The 15,785-nt window shown below is 66.0% G+C and carries 13 protein-coding genes and 1 pseudogene; 9 read left to right on the forward strand and 5 right to left on the reverse strand.

The window, feature by feature from the left end; genetic code table 11:
• The first annotated feature begins 55 nt into the window (after nucleotides 1-55).
• Together ACCQ13_RS11510 and ACCQ13_RS11515 are read left to right on the forward strand one after the other, a co-directional pair.
• The gene (locus ACCQ13_RS11510; RefSeq protein WP_104604868.1) at nucleotides 56-817 is read left to right on the forward strand and encodes a sulfurtransferase; all 762 of its coding nucleotides are present in this window, start codon (nucleotides 56-58) and stop codon (nucleotides 815-817) included.
• Between the two features lie 197 nt (nucleotides 818-1,014).
• Nucleotides 1,015-1,662: a response regulator gene (locus ACCQ13_RS11515; RefSeq protein WP_104604866.1), complete on the forward strand. Its 648-nt coding sequence runs from the start codon at nucleotides 1,015-1,017 to the stop codon at nucleotides 1,660-1,662.
• A gap of 422 nt (nucleotides 1,663-2,084) precedes the next feature.
• On the opposite strand, the gene ACCQ13_RS11520 is transcribed toward ACCQ13_RS11515, so the two are convergent.
• Nucleotides 2,085-5,786, reverse strand: coding sequence for an Rne/Rng family ribonuclease (locus ACCQ13_RS11520; protein ID WP_159407984.1), 3,702 nt, complete (start codon nucleotides 5,784-5,786; stop codon nucleotides 2,085-2,087).
• A gap of 410 nt (nucleotides 5,787-6,196) precedes the next feature.
• On the opposite strand from ACCQ13_RS11520, the gene ACCQ13_RS11525 reads away from it, so the two are divergent.
• Nucleotides 6,197-7,183 (forward strand): RluA family pseudouridine synthase, encoded by a 987-nt coding sequence (locus ACCQ13_RS11525; protein WP_104604860.1) that lies wholly within the window; start codon nucleotides 6,197-6,199, stop codon nucleotides 7,181-7,183.
• 45 nt (nucleotides 7,184-7,228) lie between these two features.
• On the opposite strand, the gene ACCQ13_RS11530 is transcribed toward ACCQ13_RS11525, so the two are convergent.
• The 4 genes from ACCQ13_RS11530 to ACCQ13_RS11545 all read right to left on the reverse strand — a co-directional run bounded on the left by ACCQ13_RS11530 (nucleotide 7,229) and on the right by ACCQ13_RS11545 (nucleotide 11,165).
• Entirely contained in the window at nucleotides 7,229-9,058 is a 1,830-nt protein-coding gene (locus ACCQ13_RS11530) for a DUF3300 domain-containing protein (RefSeq protein ID WP_159407212.1), read from the reverse strand.
• 264 nt (nucleotides 9,059-9,322) lie between these two features.
• On the reverse strand, nucleotides 9,323-10,141 hold the full coding sequence (gene zupT / locus ACCQ13_RS11535) for a zinc transporter ZupT (RefSeq protein WP_159407213.1): 819 nt from the start codon (nucleotides 10,139-10,141) through the stop codon (nucleotides 9,323-9,325).
• A 248-nt stretch (nucleotides 10,142-10,389) separates the two neighbouring features.
• Nucleotides 10,390-10,812 carry an energy transducer TonB gene (locus tag ACCQ13_RS11540; RefSeq protein WP_104604854.1) on the reverse strand — a complete coding sequence of 141 codons (423 nt, stop codon included), beginning with the start codon at nucleotides 10,810-10,812 and terminating at the stop codon, nucleotides 10,390-10,392.
• Nucleotides 10,809-11,165, reverse strand: coding sequence for a 4a-hydroxytetrahydrobiopterin dehydratase (locus ACCQ13_RS11545; RefSeq protein WP_104604852.1), 357 nt, complete (start codon nucleotides 11,163-11,165; stop codon nucleotides 10,809-10,811). Before ACCQ13_RS11545 ends, ACCQ13_RS11540 begins: the two co-directional genes overlap by 4 nt.
• 88 nt (nucleotides 11,166-11,253) lie before the next feature.
• On the opposite strand from ACCQ13_RS11545, the gene ACCQ13_RS11550 reads away from it, so the two are divergent.
• From ACCQ13_RS11550 to ACCQ13_RS11575, 6 genes and pseudogenes are all read left to right on the forward strand, one after another.
• Entirely contained in the window at nucleotides 11,254-11,853 is a 600-nt protein-coding gene (locus ACCQ13_RS11550) for an NfuA family Fe-S biogenesis protein (protein WP_029219923.1), read from the forward strand.
• 13 nt (nucleotides 11,854-11,866) lie between these two features.
• The gene (locus ACCQ13_RS11555; protein ID WP_159407214.1) at nucleotides 11,867-13,657 is read left to right on the forward strand and encodes a transmembrane repetitive protein; all 1,791 of its coding nucleotides are present in this window, start codon (nucleotides 11,867-11,869) and stop codon (nucleotides 13,655-13,657) included.
• A gap of 76 nt (nucleotides 13,658-13,733) precedes the next feature.
• Complete coding sequence (locus tag ACCQ13_RS11560; protein WP_159407215.1) at nucleotides 13,734-14,411, forward strand: TraX family protein; 678 nt, start codon at nucleotides 13,734-13,736, stop codon at nucleotides 14,409-14,411.
• 106 nt (nucleotides 14,412-14,517) lie between these two features.
• A pseudogene (locus ACCQ13_RS11565) lies at nucleotides 14,518-14,718 on the forward strand (helix-turn-helix domain-containing protein); the annotation flags it as partial.
• A 325-nt stretch (nucleotides 14,719-15,043) separates the two neighbouring features.
• Nucleotides 15,044-15,343: an SEC-C metal-binding domain-containing protein gene (locus tag ACCQ13_RS11570; protein ID WP_223214457.1), complete on the forward strand. Its 300-nt coding sequence runs from the start codon at nucleotides 15,044-15,046 to the stop codon at nucleotides 15,341-15,343.
• 91 nt (nucleotides 15,344-15,434) lie between these two features.
• Complete coding sequence (locus tag ACCQ13_RS11575; protein ID WP_159407217.1) at nucleotides 15,435-15,650, forward strand: hypothetical protein; 216 nt, start codon at nucleotides 15,435-15,437, stop codon at nucleotides 15,648-15,650.
• Nucleotides 15,651-15,785 lie beyond the last annotated feature (135 nt).

Here is a 15,785-nt window from a genome sequence, read left to right on the forward strand (position 1 = left end):
GCGCGCTTGTCCGGACGTGCTCGCTACGCAAGGCGCTGCGCTTTAAAATAGCCGCATGATTACCAACACCGCCGCCTACCAGTTCGTCGCCATCGCCGACCCGCAATCGCTTGCCGACGGCGTGTTGGCGAACGCACAGCAGCAGGGCCTGAAGGGCTCGGTGCTGGTGGCCGAGGAGGGCATCAACCTGTTCCTGGCCGGCGAGGCCGACCAGGTCGGCGCGTTCTACGTGTGGTTGCAGGCCGATCCGCGCTTCGCGTCGATGCGCATCAAGTACAGCTTGAGTGCACAGCAGCCGTTCGCGCGGCTCAAGGTGAAGGTCAAGCCGGAGATCATCAGCTTCCGCCGCGAGAGTGCTTCGCCATTGCAGGGCCGCGCACCGGCAGTCACGCCGACGGTGTTGCGCGACTGGTTGCGTCGCGGGCACGACGACAACGGTCGCCGGTTGGTGCTGCTGGACACGCGCAATGCACAGGAAGTGGCCCATGGCACGTTCGAGGGTGCATTGACGTTGCCGATCGACAAATTCACCGACCTGCCGGCGGCAGTGCAGGCGTATCGCCCCGCGCTGGCCGATGCCACGGTGGTGAGCTTCTGCACCGGTGGCATTCGTTGCGAAAAAGCCGCGCTGTGGATGCAGGCCGAAGGCATGGACAACGTGTTGCAGCTGGAGGGCGGCATCCTGGGCTATTTCGAGGACGTCGGCGGCGAGGGCTACCAGGGCCGCTGCTTTGTCTTCGACGAGCGTATCGCGCTGGATGCAGACCTGCGCCCATTGCTGGACGGTGCGCCGATCGGCGAAACAGGAAAAATCTGACCAGGCACGACTGACTTGTCCGATACGCGACGTGTTACCGGCACCTGCATGATGTTGATGCGTTGCGTTGCGACGGATGGGTGACGATGACTCGCCTGCGTTGCTCTAACGTATAGGTAATACGTTGCATCAAGCTTGCCCTGAATTATTCATGGAGATAGGCTGCACCAGCCAGCCGCACTGCGAGGACAACAAGGATGACCATCAGAGTTTTTCTGATCGACGATCATGCACTCGTGCGTACCGGCATGAAGATGATCCTCTCCAAGGAAGTGGACATCGAGGTCGTTGGCGAGGCAGAGAGCGGCGAGGCCGCGCTGCCGCAGATCCGTCAGCTCAAGCCGGACATCGTGTTGTGCGATCTGCATCTGCCGGGTGTGAGCGGCCTGGAGATCACCGAACGTATCGTCAAGGGTGATTACGGCACGCGTGTCATCATCGTTTCCGTGCTGGAGGATGGTCCGCTGCCCAAGCGCCTGCTCGAAGCCGGTGCATCCGGATATGTGGGCAAGGGCGGTGACGCGCACGAGTTGCTGCGCGCGGTACGCGAAGTCGCGTTGGGGCGGCGCTACCTAGGCAATACCATCGCGCAGAATCTGGCCTTGTCCAACCTGCAAGGTGGCCGGTCGCCATTTGACACCTTGTCACCACGCGAGCTGGAGGTCGCCTTGCTGCTCACCCAGGGGCTGCGCCAGGAAGACATCGCAAAGCGCCTGAGCCTGAGTGCCAAAACCGTCAATACCCATAAGGCGCGTCTGTTCGAAAAGGTCGGCATCCAGGACAACATCGCGTTGGCGCGGTTGGCCAACCAGTATGGCCTGACCGATCCTTCCAGAGTGCTGTAAGCCGTCGGCTTGGAGTGCATTGTGCAGCCCTGCACGGCTTCGCAATGTCTGGCAAACCACGCGACGGGGCAGGACCAGGCTTGCCGGAAGACGGCGGGACCCGGCGCTACAACCGCGTCAACTGGAGTCCGTGATGGAGCCGAACAAAGACGAGGCGCTAGTGTCGATCGCTGCAAGGTCGGTCCCGTTGGTCATCGCGGTGGCGTGACACCAACAGCGCGCACGTGGCGAGCAGTCTTCAGGCGTGGACGGCACGCTCACAACGGAGTGCACAATGGTGTCTGCCGATAGCCGCGCCCGGCTGGCGGCTGCATAGTCGTTTGGTTAGCCGCATAAAAACACAGCGGCCCGAAGGCCGCCGTGTTTTTATGCGGGCATCGCCTGTCAGTTGACAGGCTAGCCCAACCTGTTGCCCGCGACGATCAGCGATCGCCCTGCGGCTTGTCGCCATCGTCGTCCTGCGCCTCGTCGGCCTTGGGCGATGGGGCAACCGGCCTGACCGCTTCGGACACGACCACCGTCGGCTTGGGCTTGGCTGCCGCCGGCTGCTGCGCGGTGGCAGCCGTTGCCGGGCTTTCGCCCGCAACAGCTGCCGGCGTTGCCGCATGGTTCGGGCTCAGCGCATCGAGCAGGGTGGTCTGCACGGGTGCATACGGTTTGCGTGCCGGAGCGGCATCTGTCTCCGGGCTGGCCTGCACGACCGTCGTAGAGGTCGTCACCACCTCGGCCGAGGGTGCCTGCATCACTGACGGTTCGGCATGTGGCGCCTTGACCGTCACCACTGCCGCGTGCGCCGCCGGCGCCGCTGCCACAGGCGCCGACAGGTCGGCCGCATGGGTCGCTGCTGCGGCCGGTGCCGACGCCGATTGTCCGGCTTGCGCCGAAGCAGCAGGCTGCGGCTTGTCGGCCTCTGCTGCGGCAGGATCACGCGCCGGTGCAGCCGCCGATGCCGAGGGCACCGGTTGGCGTGCAGTCCTCGCCGCCGCGTCGGCTGGCGCCGGTATTGCGACAGTGGGGGTAGCACCCGATGGAGCATCGGCTGCTGCCGTGGCTGTGGTCGCTGCGACGGGGGCTGAGGCAGATGCGGCCGTGACCACAGGGTCTGCACGCATGGCGGTCGACGCCGGTGCAGCAGCGGGCGCGCTGTCAGCGGCGTCCTGCTGCGCCACCGAAGCCGGGTGCTGGCCCACGGCCTGCACTGCAGCACTTGCACTGGCGGCCGTCGAGACCGTTGCCGCAGGCGCAGCCTTGGCGGGTGCCGGCTCCGCTGCAGCAGTGGTCGCGTCGGCACGTTCGCGATCGGTGACAGGAGCAACTGGCGCTGCTGCCGCCGGCTGTGCCGATGGCGCAGCCGTGGAGACAGGTGCGGTGGTCGAAACCGTATCGATGGCGTTCTGTGGCTCCGCCCGTTCTTTCGGCACCGGGCGCGGCTTGGCGGCGGCCTGGGCAGCAGGGTCGGTCTTTGCACGCGCGGGCGCTGCCGGTGCGTCGTCGTCGAAGTCGAACTCCGGCTGGCCAGCGCGCGGTGCAGCAGCGGCCAGGGCCGGTGAACCGGCCTCTTCACCTTCGCTGTCGCCTTCGAGATCGCTATCGGTATCGCCGTCCAGATCGTCGGCTTCCAGGCCATCGATGCTGCCGCCGCCTTCACCATTGGCACCGGCACCACGACGACGACGACGACCGCCACGGCGACCGCGACGACGACGGCTTCCGCCCTCGCCATTGGCCGCATCGTCGCCCGAGGCGTCTTGGCCCGGCACGGTCGCATTCGCGTCGGTGCCGCGGTCGGCAGTGGTTTCGCTCACCACGACCTCGACCGGATGCGCCGGAGTCGCCTCGTTGGCATTGCTCTGGGTGTTGACCGGTGCAGTGGCTTCGGCGATGGCAGACACCACGCTCGACGTCGTTGCCGTTGCAGCAGTCGCGGTGGTGGTCTGCGCTGCCGCCGTTCCCTCATCCTGGCGTGCCGGACGCGGCTGACGTTCGGACGGCGCGCCGTCCTGCTGTGCGGGCGCACGCGGCAGGCGCGGGGCTTGGTTCTGCGGCTTGGGCTTCTGCTGCTGGGGCTGCTGCTGGGGCTGCTGCTGGGGCTGCTGCGGTTGCTGCTGCTTCGGTGCCTGTGCTTCGCTGCGCGGCGGCTTGGGCACCTGCACCTGCTGCTGTGCCTGGGTGCCGTTCTGCGTACCCTGGCCGCTGGCCGGCTGGCGGCGCTCATCGCGACGCTCCTTGTTGGCACCGTTGCCGTTGCCATTACCGCCGTTGCCACGGTTGTGGCCGCCATTGCGGGCATCGCGACCATCACGGCGTTGACCGCCACGCTCGCCACGCTCATTGCGGTTTTGACGACCAGCATCGTTCTGGCGCGGACGCGGAGTCGACTCTGGCGCAGGAGCGACCGGCTCGATGCCACCGAAGATGCGCTTCAACCAACCGACCACGCCGGTGACCGGGGCCGGAATCGGCACGCTCACCACCGGCGCCGGCGCGGCGACGGGCGCGACCGGGGCAGGGGCCTCTTCGCGCACCGGGGCGGGCTGGCTCGGCTTGATCGATGTCACCGCCGGGGCAGCCGGGATGTTCAACTGCGCCTTGGTCAGCGCATGCACCGGCAATTTGCGCGGGGTACCGCGCTGGTAGCTCGGCTTGCCGCTGTCTTCGCCCAGCTCGTTCTCACGCAGGCGCGTGACTTCGTAGTGCGGGGTGTGCAGCTGTTCGTCGGCGACGATGATGATCGGCGACTCGTGGCGCTGTTCGATCTCACGCAGCGCGCTGCGCTTTTCGTTGAGCAGGTAGTTGGCGATTTCCACCGGCGCCTGCACCAGCACCTGCCCGGTGTTCTCCTTCATCGCGTGCTCTTCGGCCACGCGGATGATCGACAGCGACAGCGACTCGACGCTGCGCATGCGTCCATGGCCATCGCAACGCGGGCACACGATCTGGCTGGATTCGCCCAGGCTCGGGCGCAGCCGCTGGCGGCTCATTTCCATCAGGCCGAAGCGCGAGATGCGACCCAGCTGCACGCGCGCACGGTCGTACTTGAGCGCGTTCTGCAGCTTGTTCTCAACTTCGCGCTGGTGCTTGGACGAGGCCATATCGATGAAGTCGATGACCACCAGGCCGCCCAGGTCTCGCAGGCGCAACTGGCGCGCGACTTCTTCGGCCGCTTCCAGGTTGGTCTGGAACGCGGTTTCCTCGATGTCGCTGCCCTTGGTGGCGCGCGAGGAGTTCACGTCGACGGCGGTCAGGGCTTCGGTCTGGTCGACCACGATCGAGCCGCCCGAGGGCAGGCGCACGTTGCGCTCGTAGGCGCCTTCGATCTGCGATTCGATCTGGAAGCGATTGAACAGCGGGATGTCGTCGGTGTAGTGCTTGAGCTTGCGCAGGCTCTGCGGCATCACCTGCTTCATGAATTCCTGGGCGTCGGCAAACAGCTCGGGCGTATCGACCAGGATCTCGCCGACGTCGGCGCGCAGGTAGTCGCGCAGGGCGCGGATGATGAGGCGCGACTCCTGGTAGATCAGGAAGGCGGCCGGCTTGCTCAGCGCGGCTTCGGCAATCGCCTTCCAGGTCTGCAGCAGGTAATCCAGGTCCCACTGCAGCTCTTCGGCGTCGCGGCCGACGCCGGCGGTGCGGATGATGACGCCCATGTCGTCGGGGATATCGAGCTTGTCCAGCGCTTCCTTCAACGCGGCGCGGTCTTCGCCTTCGATCCGGCGCGAGACGCCACCGGCGCTCGGCGAATTGGGCATCAGCACCATGTAGCGGCCAGCCAGCGAGATGAACGTGGTCAGCGCCGCGCCCTTGTTGCCTCGCTCTTCTTTGTCGACCTGCACCACGATTTCCTGGCCTTCGCGCAGCAGCTCGCGAATGGTCGACTTGTTGTGGTCGACGCCGGCCTGGAAGTAATCGCGGGAGATTTCCTTCAGCGGCAGGAAGCCATGGCGCTCGGCACCATAGTCCACGAACGCCGCTTCCAGCGAGGGTTCGAGCCGGGTGATGCGGCCCTTGTAGATGTTGGACTTCTTCTGTTCCTTGGACGGCTGTTCGATGTCGATGTCGTACAGGGTCTGGCCGTCCACAATCGCCACGCGCAGCTCTTCGGCCTGCGTTGCGTTGATGAGCATTCGCTTCATTGTTGCGTTCCTTACGCGCTCTACCGCGCGGAACGCCGTGACGTTTCGCCTCTGGAACAGGTCGCCGGCCTTTCGCGCAACGCGCGGACAGGCCTGGCTAGGGTTTCCAGCGCTGCAACACCACGGCAGGCCGCGGGAGCGCTTCTCTTGAAGTTTTTAGGTGTTTCAGGGCCGGCGCTGCGTCCGGACGATACCGGGGCCGCGCACGGGACATGTTCAACGCAACGGTCAAAAACCGCTGGCGATGGCCGGGCAGGCCGGTGAGCCGCTAACATGGCCGCCCCGGGGGCGGTGGTCGCGCACTGTGCCGGAATCATCGGAAGTCAGGCTTCTGGCCCATCAACTTCCAACGAAATCAAACCCTTATCTCGCCCGCCGAGTGTAACAGAATAAATAGCCGGATGACCGACCCCCAGTGCCCCAAGCCACCTGCCGACCGTGTGGGCGTGCGTATTCTCAAAGTTCCCGAAGACCGTGCCGGGCAGCGGCTGGACAATTTCCTGCTTGGCCAGCTCAAGGGTGCGCCGCGCAGCCTGATCTACAAGCTGGTCCGCAGTGGCCAGGTACGGGTGAATGGCGGCCGCGCCAAGGCCGAGCGCAAGCTGGAAGGTGGCGAGGACATCCGTATCCCGCCAGTGCGCGTGGACGAGGAGGGCGACAAGGGCGCGCCACCGGCAGCGTTCCTGGCCCGGCTGGACGCGGCGATCGTGTTCGAGGACGCGCGCCTGCTGGCGCTGAACAAGCCCTCGGGCGTGGCCAGCCACGGCGGCAGTGGAATCAGCTTCGGCGCGATCGAAACCCTGCGCGCACTCCGTCCGAACCAGAACCTGGAACTGGTGCACCGGCTCGACCGCGACACCTCCGGCCTGTTGATCGTGGCCAAGAAGCGCTCGGCGTTGACCGAGTTGCAGGCGCTGATGCGCGAAGACGACCGCGTTGAAGGCCGCGGCATCACCAAGCGCTACCTGACCTTGCTGGTCGGGCGCATGCCCGATGGGGTGATGACGGTCGATGCGCCCCTGCATATCGGCCTGCGTCAGGGCGGCGAGCGGCACGTGCAGGTGAATGCAATCGGCAAGCCGTCGCTGAGCCACTTCAAGCTGCTGGAGCGGCGCGGTGGGCATTCGTATTGCGAAGTCCGCATCGAGACCGGGCGCACCCACCAGATCCGCGTGCATGCCCAGCACCTGGGTCACCCGGTGGCCGGCGACGACAAATACGGCGAGGCCGAGGTCAACAAGCGCCTGCGCGACCAGCTCGGGCTGAAGCGGTTGTTCCTGCATGCCGCATCGCTGGAGTTCGCGCTCGACGCCGGCAAGACCCCTTACGTGCTCAGCGCGCCGCTGGCGCCGGAGCTGGCCGACGCCCTGGACCGCCTGGGGCGCTGATGCGGGCGATCCAGCTGCGTTTGTCACCCGTCTATGAGGTGTGCCTCAGCTGTCGTGGCGATGGTCATGATGCTGCGATGCCTGCGCACGCTGGCGCTGCGGATGCGTTTCGGCCGGCCGGGCAGGGGCCTGACGAGGCGGCGTAAACGACGCCACCCGCTGCGGGTGCTGCTGCGGTGGCGCTTGCGCTTGCGCCGCCTGATGTTGGACTGGGTACGACAGCTGCCGCCCCCGTTCGACACGTTGCGGTTCCACGAACGCGGCATGTTGCTGGGGCGGGGCGCTTGATTGTCCGCGCATCGGGGCATTCCGCAGTTGCGGCGCCTCCCGTTCCGGTTGCCTGGCCTGATGCGGTTGCTGGAGGTTGGCGAATGCCTCGCGCGGTGGCAGCGTAGCCTGCGGTGCATGTTCGATGCCTGCCAAGCGGGGCAGTACCGTCTGCAGGGAGCGTGGCGGCGCAGGCATCGCCGCACGCGGAGGCCGCGCGCTCTGCAATGCAATCGCTCGCGTGTCCGGGTGTCGGGTGTCCGAGTGATCGGCTGAAGCGACCATCGGGGCTGGGACGCTCTGTCCATGCAGCGCCACTTGAGCGGGCGTCGGCAGATTGGCGGGCAGCGGTGAGGGTGCGTGCATGGTCACCGGGCGGCCTGGCTGCAACATCTGCGCATTGAAGCGCGGCGCAGACAGATGCGCGTAATCGGGTGCGCGATGTGGGTCGCTTGGCGCCCTGGCAAATGCGCCGGAACGCGGCGCCGCCTGCAAGGACTGCGCGCTTGCCGCCATCGCGACCGGTACCGCTGTACGCACCCCCGGGCTGGCGTCCGGCACCACTGCCGTACCGGACGCAGACGGCAGCGCGCCGTTCGACCACCGACGCTGGTCCTGACGCACGTACGAGCGGGCATCGGTATAGGTAGTGCGGTTATTGATGACGGTGGTCTGTGGCGCGTAGACATGCTGCTGGTAGACCACGTAATGCGGCGCTGAAGGCGGCGCATTCCAGTCCACGCCCCAACTGTTCCAGCCCCAGCGGTGCCATGCGGGTGCCGGGCTTGCCCAACCAAACCAGCCATGATGGTGTTCCAGGGCACTGCCCACGAGCACGCCGACCCCGAAGGACACCAGGCCGGTGGTCACCACATCGCCTTGGTCGTACCAACGCACCGGGTGATAGCGGTAGGTGCGGTCTACATCGACCGGCGTGCCATACACCACGCCTGGGTCGTAGCGCGGCAGATACACCACGTCCGGTTGCGCCGGTTCAATGGTAATCACTTGCGTGGGCGGCGGCACGCGGCCTGCGTCGAGGATCGGCGTGACCACCACATGTCGCGCCACCTGCACCTGCTGCTGCGGGCTACTGCGCAGGTGACCACTGGCCTGGGCGCGCTGGCGCATGATCTGCACGGCGTTGAGCACGTCATTGGGATCGTGCGCGTAGGCATCGCCCAGCGCCCGCGTCCAGTCGAGATTGCCGGCGAGTTGGTCCACCACATCCGGGAAGACGGTCAGTGCCTTGATGCTGGGGTCCCAGGATTGCGAGACGGTGGCCTGCGCGCGGTCGCTGGCACTCAGGCCGCCATGACTGCGTAACCAGTCCTGCGCGGCGATGAGTTGATCCGGGTATACCGAGGCCGCCAGCGTCTGCGCCAGCAGCTTGTCGGGAAACAGGGCGATCGGCGCGACCAATTGGTAGAGCTGGTCGGCAGTTGGCGGCGTATACGCGGGCGCTGCGGCAACCGGAGGGGGCGGATCTGAGGGCGACGCTGCCGTCTGCGATGGCGCGCTACCTTGGCAGCCGCCGAGCACCATGGCGCCGGTGGATGCGATGGCAAGCGCCCAAGCCAGGCGCTCCCAAGACTGTGTGCGTTGCATACGGCACCTCGCTCAGTGCACGTGGATGACGCGCTTACCATGCGCCGCATTGAATGTCTGGAAGCTTGCTGGGTCGGCGGTGTGGCGTTTTCGCGCGAGCATGTTCAGCGTGCAGGCGGCGACTCGTCGACGAGCCGGTGTGCCGTATCACGTATTAGTTAAAAGCGCGTGGAAGATGCGTTTGAAATTACCTGCCGGAGGCTGGTCGTGCCGGCTCGCGCTGTGCGTGAGAAGCGGTGGCTTGCGCGTCAGCGGTGACACGCCTCAAGGCGCTGCAAAGCGAAACAGCACCAGGCTGATGGCGAGAATTCCCATCCCCGACACCAGGCCGTAGACGGTTTCGTGGCCTTTTGCATAACGTTTTGCGGCCGGTAACAGCTCATCCAGGGCCAGGAACACCATCACCCCGGAGATCAGCCCGAACACCGTGCCGAATACCGCATCGGACAGCACATCGGCCAGCGCCAGGTAGCCGATCGCTGCCCCAACCGGTTCGGCAAGGCCGCTCAACAGGCTGGCACCGAACGCATAGAACTTGTTGCGGGTGGCAAAATACACCGGCACCGCGATGGCAATGCCTTCAGGGATATTGTGGATGGCGATGGCGAACGCCAGCGGCATGCCCACGGCGGGGCTTTCCAGAGTGGCGAAGAAGGTCGCCAGGCCTTCGGGGAAATTGTGCGCGGTGATCGCGATGGCGGTCATCAGGCCCACGCGCCGGATGTAGGCGCGGTTGTCGTCGCGGAATTGCGGGTCGTCGGTGGACAGGCTCTGGTGCGGATTGGGCACCAGGCGGTCGATCACCATGATGAGCAGCATGCCGGCCAGGAAGGCCATTGTGCCAAGGGTAAAGCCCAGTTTGTCGTTGTATGCGGCTGAAAACGCGGCGATCGATTTGTTGAGGATTTCCGACAGCGACACATACACCATCGCGCCGCCTGCAAACGCCAGCCCAAACGCCAGCAGGCGCGGATTGGGCTTCTTGGCGAACACCACCATCAGGCTACCCAGCCCGGTGGCCAGACCGGCCGCCAGGGTGACCGCCAGCGCGATCCAGACGTTGTGCGATGAAACCTCAATCATGCGACGCGATGCCCTCGAAAAAGACTGGATTCCGCCACGGCGCATGCATCATCGGAGGCACCCACGGCGGCGGCCGCAGCATGGCAGTACCGCCATGCTGCGCGCGTGGTCTGGCCGCCATCAGTCCTGCAAGGCAACCGACCGGCGCAGGCAGACGATGAAATTGACGTGCAACGGTGTGCGGGCAGACGCCTGCGCCGGGATGGCATGTGCCGATGCAGCACGCCATGTCCCCCGCTCCGGCGCGCTCAACCGCCGCGCCGCGCCCGCTCTTCGATGGCGAAGCATTCGTCCGGCTGCGGTACCGGCGGCTTGAAGGCCACCGGCACCTGAATGGTCTGCGGCACCGCCTGCCCGTTGCGCGTGGCCGGCTTGAACTGCCATTCGCGCACACGCTTCATCGCAGCCTCATCCAGCACTGGCTGGCCGCTGCTCTGGGTCACCGACACATCGGTGGGCTTGCCCTCGATCCCGATCACCACGCGCAAGACGCTGGTGCCGCCGACGCCGGCGCAGGCCAACTCTGGGGCGTACTCCGGGGGCGGGGTCTTCAGCGCGGCCAGCTCGGTGGGGGGCACCGTGGGCGCGGCAGGCGGTTGCGAGGACTTGCCGCAGCCGGTCAGGCCGGCCGCCAGGGCCAGGCCGGCGAGGGCGGCGCGAGACAGACTCATGCGGTGACTCCCTGATCGTAGAGTTGCGCGGCCTTGGCGGCGCAGATGAAGTCGTTTTCGCTCAACCCGCCCACGTCGTGGGTGGAATAGCGCACCACGACCCGGTCGTAGTGCACGCCCAGGTCCGGGTGGTGGTCTTCGCGGTGGGCGATCCAGGCCAGCGCGTTCACGAAGGCCAAGGTGCGGTAATAGTCGGCAAACCGGAACGTCCGCGTGATTGCGGTACCGGCCTCTGCCAGCTCCCAGCCGGGTACCTGCGGCAGCAGTTCGGCCAGGCGCGCTTCGCCCAGTTTGTGGTCGCTGCCCTTGCGCGGCAGGCAGTGGGCCTGCTCCAGGGGAATCAGATCGGTCATGGCGGTCTCGCAGGGGTGGGCGGACGGTGCCCCGCCAGGATCACGGTGTTCCATGAGCGAGGGCGCATTGAGCGCTAGAATAACCCGCATGATCCAGATATCCGACAAAGCCCAGACCTATTTCCGCAAGCTCATCGAACGCGAGGGCGTGCCCGGCATGGGCGTGCGCCTGAGCGCGGTGGACCCGGGGACCCCGCGTGCCGATGCCCGACTTGAGTTCGCAGAGCCGGCCGATCTCAACGGCGACGAGTGGGCGATCGACTGCGACGGCTTCACCTTATATGTGGTCGCCGCCAGTGTGCCGTGGGTGGATGGTGCCGAGATCGACTACGTCACCCAGTCCACCGGCAATCAGCAACTGACCATCAAGGCGCCCAAGATCAAGGGCGAGGCGCCGGCCGAATCGGCGTCGATGGTTGAGCGTGTGCGCTGGGTGGTGGAGAACGAGGTCAACCCGCAGCTGGCCTCGCATGGCGGTCGCGTCGCCGTGCAGGAGGTCTCTGCCGATGGCGTGGTGCTGCTGCGCTTCGGCGGCGGTTGCCATGGCTGTGGCATGGCCGATGTCACGCTCAAGCAGGGCATCGAGAAGACCTTGATGGGGCGCGTGCCCGGGGTGACTGCGGTACGCGATGCGACCGATCACGCCACCGGCGACGCCCCGTACATTCCGCGCGATAGCGCGGCCTGATTCTGCACCACCGGTGACAACGGCTGCCGATCTGCTGCAGGCACTGCGCGCGCGCATGCCGGCCAAGCTCATTCTGGATCGGCGCACCGGGTTGCCGTATGGCTGGGGCATCTGGATGGGCAACCGCCCACGCGCGGCTGTGCCTTTCAACGACGACCAGGTGATGGATGTGCTGCTGGCGCGTCCATCGACAGCGGATGGCACCGGCGTTGCGCGGCGGCTGACGCGATTCCAGGCGTTCCGCAGCCTGTGGTGGCAGCACTGGGATCCACGCCCGCGCGATCAGCGCTCCCAGCACTGGCTCGCCTTGCTGGGCAGCTTGCTGATCCACATCGGCTTTATCGCCTTGCTGATCTGGGTGGTCGCCGTGCGCTGGGCGCCGGAGGAGACCACCCAAGGCGACGAGTCGCGGGTGCGCATGACGTTCATCGGCGATGGTGCGGCCGAGCAGGGGGGCGGGCAAGGGGAACCATCCGCTGCTGCGCCGCCTGCTGCCGGCGAGTCTGCCACGGCGCAGAACGCCAGTGCAGCAAGCGGGAATCCGGCCGACGCGACAACGTTACCCTCGGTGCCGCCACAGGCAACCGAACCCACTGAGTCCGCCAGCACGGTGCAAGCGACGGAGACCGCCCTCGAACCGGCGGTCGCTGCTGCGAGCGACGCGGTGGCGCCTGAGGTGCCGCAAGTGACGGTGCAGGTGCCATCGGTCACGATCGAATCGCCGCTGCAGGTGACCGAGACACCGATTGCCACGACCGACTTCGTGGTGCCGCCACCGCCGAGCATCACCGCGGCGCCGCGTCCCGTGGCGGCGTCGGCACCGCAGATCGAAGTACGCCAGCGCGACATCCAGACCGTGACCGAGCGGCCGGCACTGCACGAACTGCAGCGCCCGGCGCCTGCGGTGGCGCTGCGTGCTGCAACGGCGCCGGCGGTACGCGAGCGCGAGATCGTGGTGCCTGACCAACCCCAGCTCACCGTACCGGTGATCCGGCCGCGCGAGCTCGCGCCCAGCGTGCGTATGCCCGAGGTTGCGGTGCGCACCACCGAATTGCCCAGCGTGCCCGACCCGGCGCCGCCAGCTCAACCGGCACCGGCCAAGCCGGCGACCTCGTCGGCAACGGCCAGCGTGCCTGCTGCGCAGCCTTCGCCAGCCAGCTCGGCACCGCACACCGCGCAGGCCAAATCGGCGACGCCTGCGCAAGCTGACAAGACGGTAGCCTCTTCCGCTGCCACGCCCGCTGCCAGCAGTAACGCCGGCCCGCAACCGGCCGACCGCAGCGGCGGCTGGGATGTCGCGGCCAATGCCGACGACTGGAGTAAATCCGATCGCAACCGGCGCGGTGACACCAGCGGCGCAAACGGCCACCGCGATGGCGTCTTCAACAGCGACGGCAGTGTGCGGGTGGCCGGCACTGGCGAGACCGGCAGCGGCGCGGGCGATCGTGGGCCGCCGGGCAGCGAGACCGATACCTGGACACGCGACCAGATCGCCCAGGGCGGCACCTGGCTCAAGCGCCCACCATATGGCTACACACCGACCTCGCTGGACAAGTACTGGATGCCGAACCAGTCGCTGTTGCAGGAATGGGTGCGCCGCGGACTGAAGAAGATCGAGATCCCGATTCCCGGCACCACCTCCAAGATCAGTTGCGTGGTGTCGCTGCTGCAGTTCGGCGGCGGTTGCGGTCTCAGCGACCCTAACCTCAACGACCAACCGGCCACCGCCAGGCCCCCGCCGGACGTGCCATTCAAGCGCGAATTGCAGGAGGACAACGGAGCGGTGCGCGGTGACGGCAAATGATTGTGTGGCGCTGCGGCGGAGCAGGGGACGCGCTCAGGCAAGGGCATAAATCGCCCAGGCGAGGCAGGGCGCGTCAGTGACCAGTGGCGGCCGCGAATTTCTGAAATGGTTGGCAGTCGTGTTCATGACGGGCGATCACGCCTTGAAGGTCCTGGCGATCGGCTACGTGCCGGTCGTTGCCGAACTGGGGCGTGCGGCATTTCCGTTGTTCGCACTGGTGCTGGCCTACAACCTTGCGCAGCCGGGTGCGGATATCGAGAAGTCGGTGAAGCGTCTGTTTGTCTGGGGTGTCATCGCAACACCGGTCACTGCGATCGCATTCCAGCGCGTGTTTCCACTGAATGTGCTGCTGTCTTTTGCGCTCGCCGCTGCCTGCATCCTGGCGATCCAGCGTGGCCGCTGGATCTTCCTCGCGTTGTGCGCGGGTCTGGCGCCAGCGGCGATCGAGTACAACTGGAGCGGCCTTGCCATCGTGCTGGGCGGTTGGATGTTCTGGCGCAACCCGTGGCAATGGCGCGTGAGCCGCCCAGCCGCTGCGCTGCTCCTGCTCGTGTTGCCGGTCGCGTCGCTGTATTACGTCAACGGTAACGCCTGGGCATTGCTCGCACTGCCATTACTCGGGCTGGCAGCGTTGCCGATCCGGATACCACGCACGCGCCGCGCGTTCTACATTTATTACGTAGGGCATCTGATGGTTCTGACCGGTTGGGCTTATGCCTGGGCTGACCGGCGTCTCGTGACAGTTTTTACATAATATACAGAGCGCACGCAGTCGCTCTCGGCAAACTCCGTTATACAAATCTCCGCATCGTTCCATAATCAGCAACACACAGTTTCGGGATGCCAGAATCTTTGGCGGCATGACCCGTGAACAGGCTGCTGCCTTTCTCCGTGTCAGCGTGCGGACCATCGGCCATTGGGAGACGGGTAGGGCTCGGCCTAGCTATGCCGCGTTCAAGCTCCTCCGTGTGTACCGCCACGGCGATCTGATCCATCCGGAGTGGGGTAGCTGCTCCATCAATCATCGCGGCGCGCTCGTAACGCCTGAGGGGCACGAGATCAAGGCTGCTGACCTGTCCTGGCTAACCCTTCTGTTTCGGCGCGCTGAGGCCATGGGGTCGCTTTTGCGTGAGCGCGATGAGTTGCTTCGGCGGCTGCATTTCATGACGCGTCACGAAACCGGGCAGGCATCGGCCGGCGAAGCCGGCCGCATGCCTTGGGCTTGTCTATTATTAAACAAGTCACACGCGGCCTCTGCGATTCTTCCCAATAGCCAGTCGTATCAACGGTTTTCCTGGGTCTCTGCAGTTTCTTGCGATGGGGCCATAATGGGGCCACAATGGGGCCATGAACGATGCCATCCACAAGCTCAATCTCAGGTTGCCTATGCATGTAGTCGAGGAAGCCAAGGCTCACGCCCAGCTTCTGGGCGTCTCTCTGAACGCGTACATCCTGTTTTGCATTTCGGAACAGGTGAAACGCACACGGAGGGAGTTGTCGTTTCCACCTGGTCCACCTCCCGCCAAGAAAAAGTCCGGCTCTCCGGCTCGGTCATCGGCGGTCCCATCCTGGGACGACCCTGTAGTGACAACGGCAAGGCGTCCGCAGGCCAAGGTCGGTCGGAACGAGAATTGCCCATGTGGCAGTGGTCGCAAGGCCAAGCACTGCCATCCGGAGTGGACCTAAATTCTGACGCGTCAGGAAATGCCGGGGGTGCTCTGTGAAGCGCCAATCGGACCCGGACTATCTGCGGTCGGCCCTTGCTCGGGCCTATGAGATGCGCGACGTTATCGAGCAAATGCGCTCGGAAAGACCTACCAACGTCGCTGAAAAGGTGCAGTTCGCTTCAATGCTTCAGACCGCTGATACGTTCATCGGCTACTACCGCCGCGAGCTGTCGCTGATCGCGCGGCGTGGCGGTCATGGTCATCGTGTCAAGGGTGCGGCGCTTGGGCATGCGGGTGCGCGCCTGCGGCGCGCAGAGCAAGCCTGAGCGCTGCGCCCGTGTCTGTTGACCAGTACCGAATTGCAGCGGCCTCGGCGATAGTCGCGGTGTGGCTGCTTGTGGGGTGCAGGGGCGTCGCCCCTGCGGGTATGGCGCATGGATGCGCCGCTCTGCACTTAGCGG

Origin of the sequence: Xanthomonas sp. NCPPB 1638 (assembly GCF_041475635.2) — a bacterium.
GTDB classification, from domain to species: Bacteria; Pseudomonadota; Gammaproteobacteria; order Xanthomonadales; family Xanthomonadaceae; genus Xanthomonas; species Xanthomonas cucurbitae.

What these genes read in the sequence shown, in the direction of transcription:
- zupT (WP_159407213.1), bottom strand. Translation starts at nt 10,141, where the DNA reads ATGATTGAGGTTTCATCGCACAACGTCTGGATCGCGCTGGCGGTCACC.
- ACCQ13_RS11515 (WP_104604866.1), top strand. Translation starts at nt 1,015, where the DNA reads ATGACCATCAGAGTTTTTCTGATCGACGATCATGCACTCGTGCGTACC.
- ACCQ13_RS11550 (WP_029219923.1), top strand. Translation starts at nt 11,254, where the DNA reads ATGATCCAGATATCCGACAAAGCCCAGACCTATTTCCGCAAGCTCATC.
- ACCQ13_RS11575 (WP_159407217.1), top strand. Translation starts at nt 15,435, where the DNA reads ATGCGCGACGTTATCGAGCAAATGCGCTCGGAAAGACCTACCAACGTC.
- ACCQ13_RS11525 (WP_104604860.1), top strand. Translation starts at nt 6,197, where the DNA reads ATGACCGACCCCCAGTGCCCCAAGCCACCTGCCGACCGTGTGGGCGTG.
- ACCQ13_RS11540 (WP_104604854.1), bottom strand. Translation starts at nt 10,812, where the DNA reads ATGAGTCTGTCTCGCGCCGCCCTCGCCGGCCTGGCCCTGGCGGCCGGC.
- ACCQ13_RS11545 (WP_104604852.1), bottom strand. Translation starts at nt 11,165, where the DNA reads ATGACCGATCTGATTCCCCTGGAGCAGGCCCACTGCCTGCCGCGCAAG.
- ACCQ13_RS11530 (WP_159407212.1), bottom strand. Translation starts at nt 9,058, where the DNA reads ATGCAACGCACACAGTCTTGGGAGCGCCTGGCTTGGGCGCTTGCCATC.
- ACCQ13_RS11520 (WP_159407984.1), bottom strand. Translation starts at nt 5,786, where the DNA reads ATGCTCATCAACGCAACGCAGGCCGAAGAGCTGCGCGTGGCGATTGTG.
- ACCQ13_RS11510 (WP_104604868.1), top strand. Translation starts at nt 56, where the DNA reads ATGATTACCAACACCGCCGCCTACCAGTTCGTCGCCATCGCCGACCCG.
- ACCQ13_RS11570 (WP_223214457.1), top strand. Translation starts at nt 15,044, where the DNA reads ATGCATGTAGTCGAGGAAGCCAAGGCTCACGCCCAGCTTCTGGGCGTC.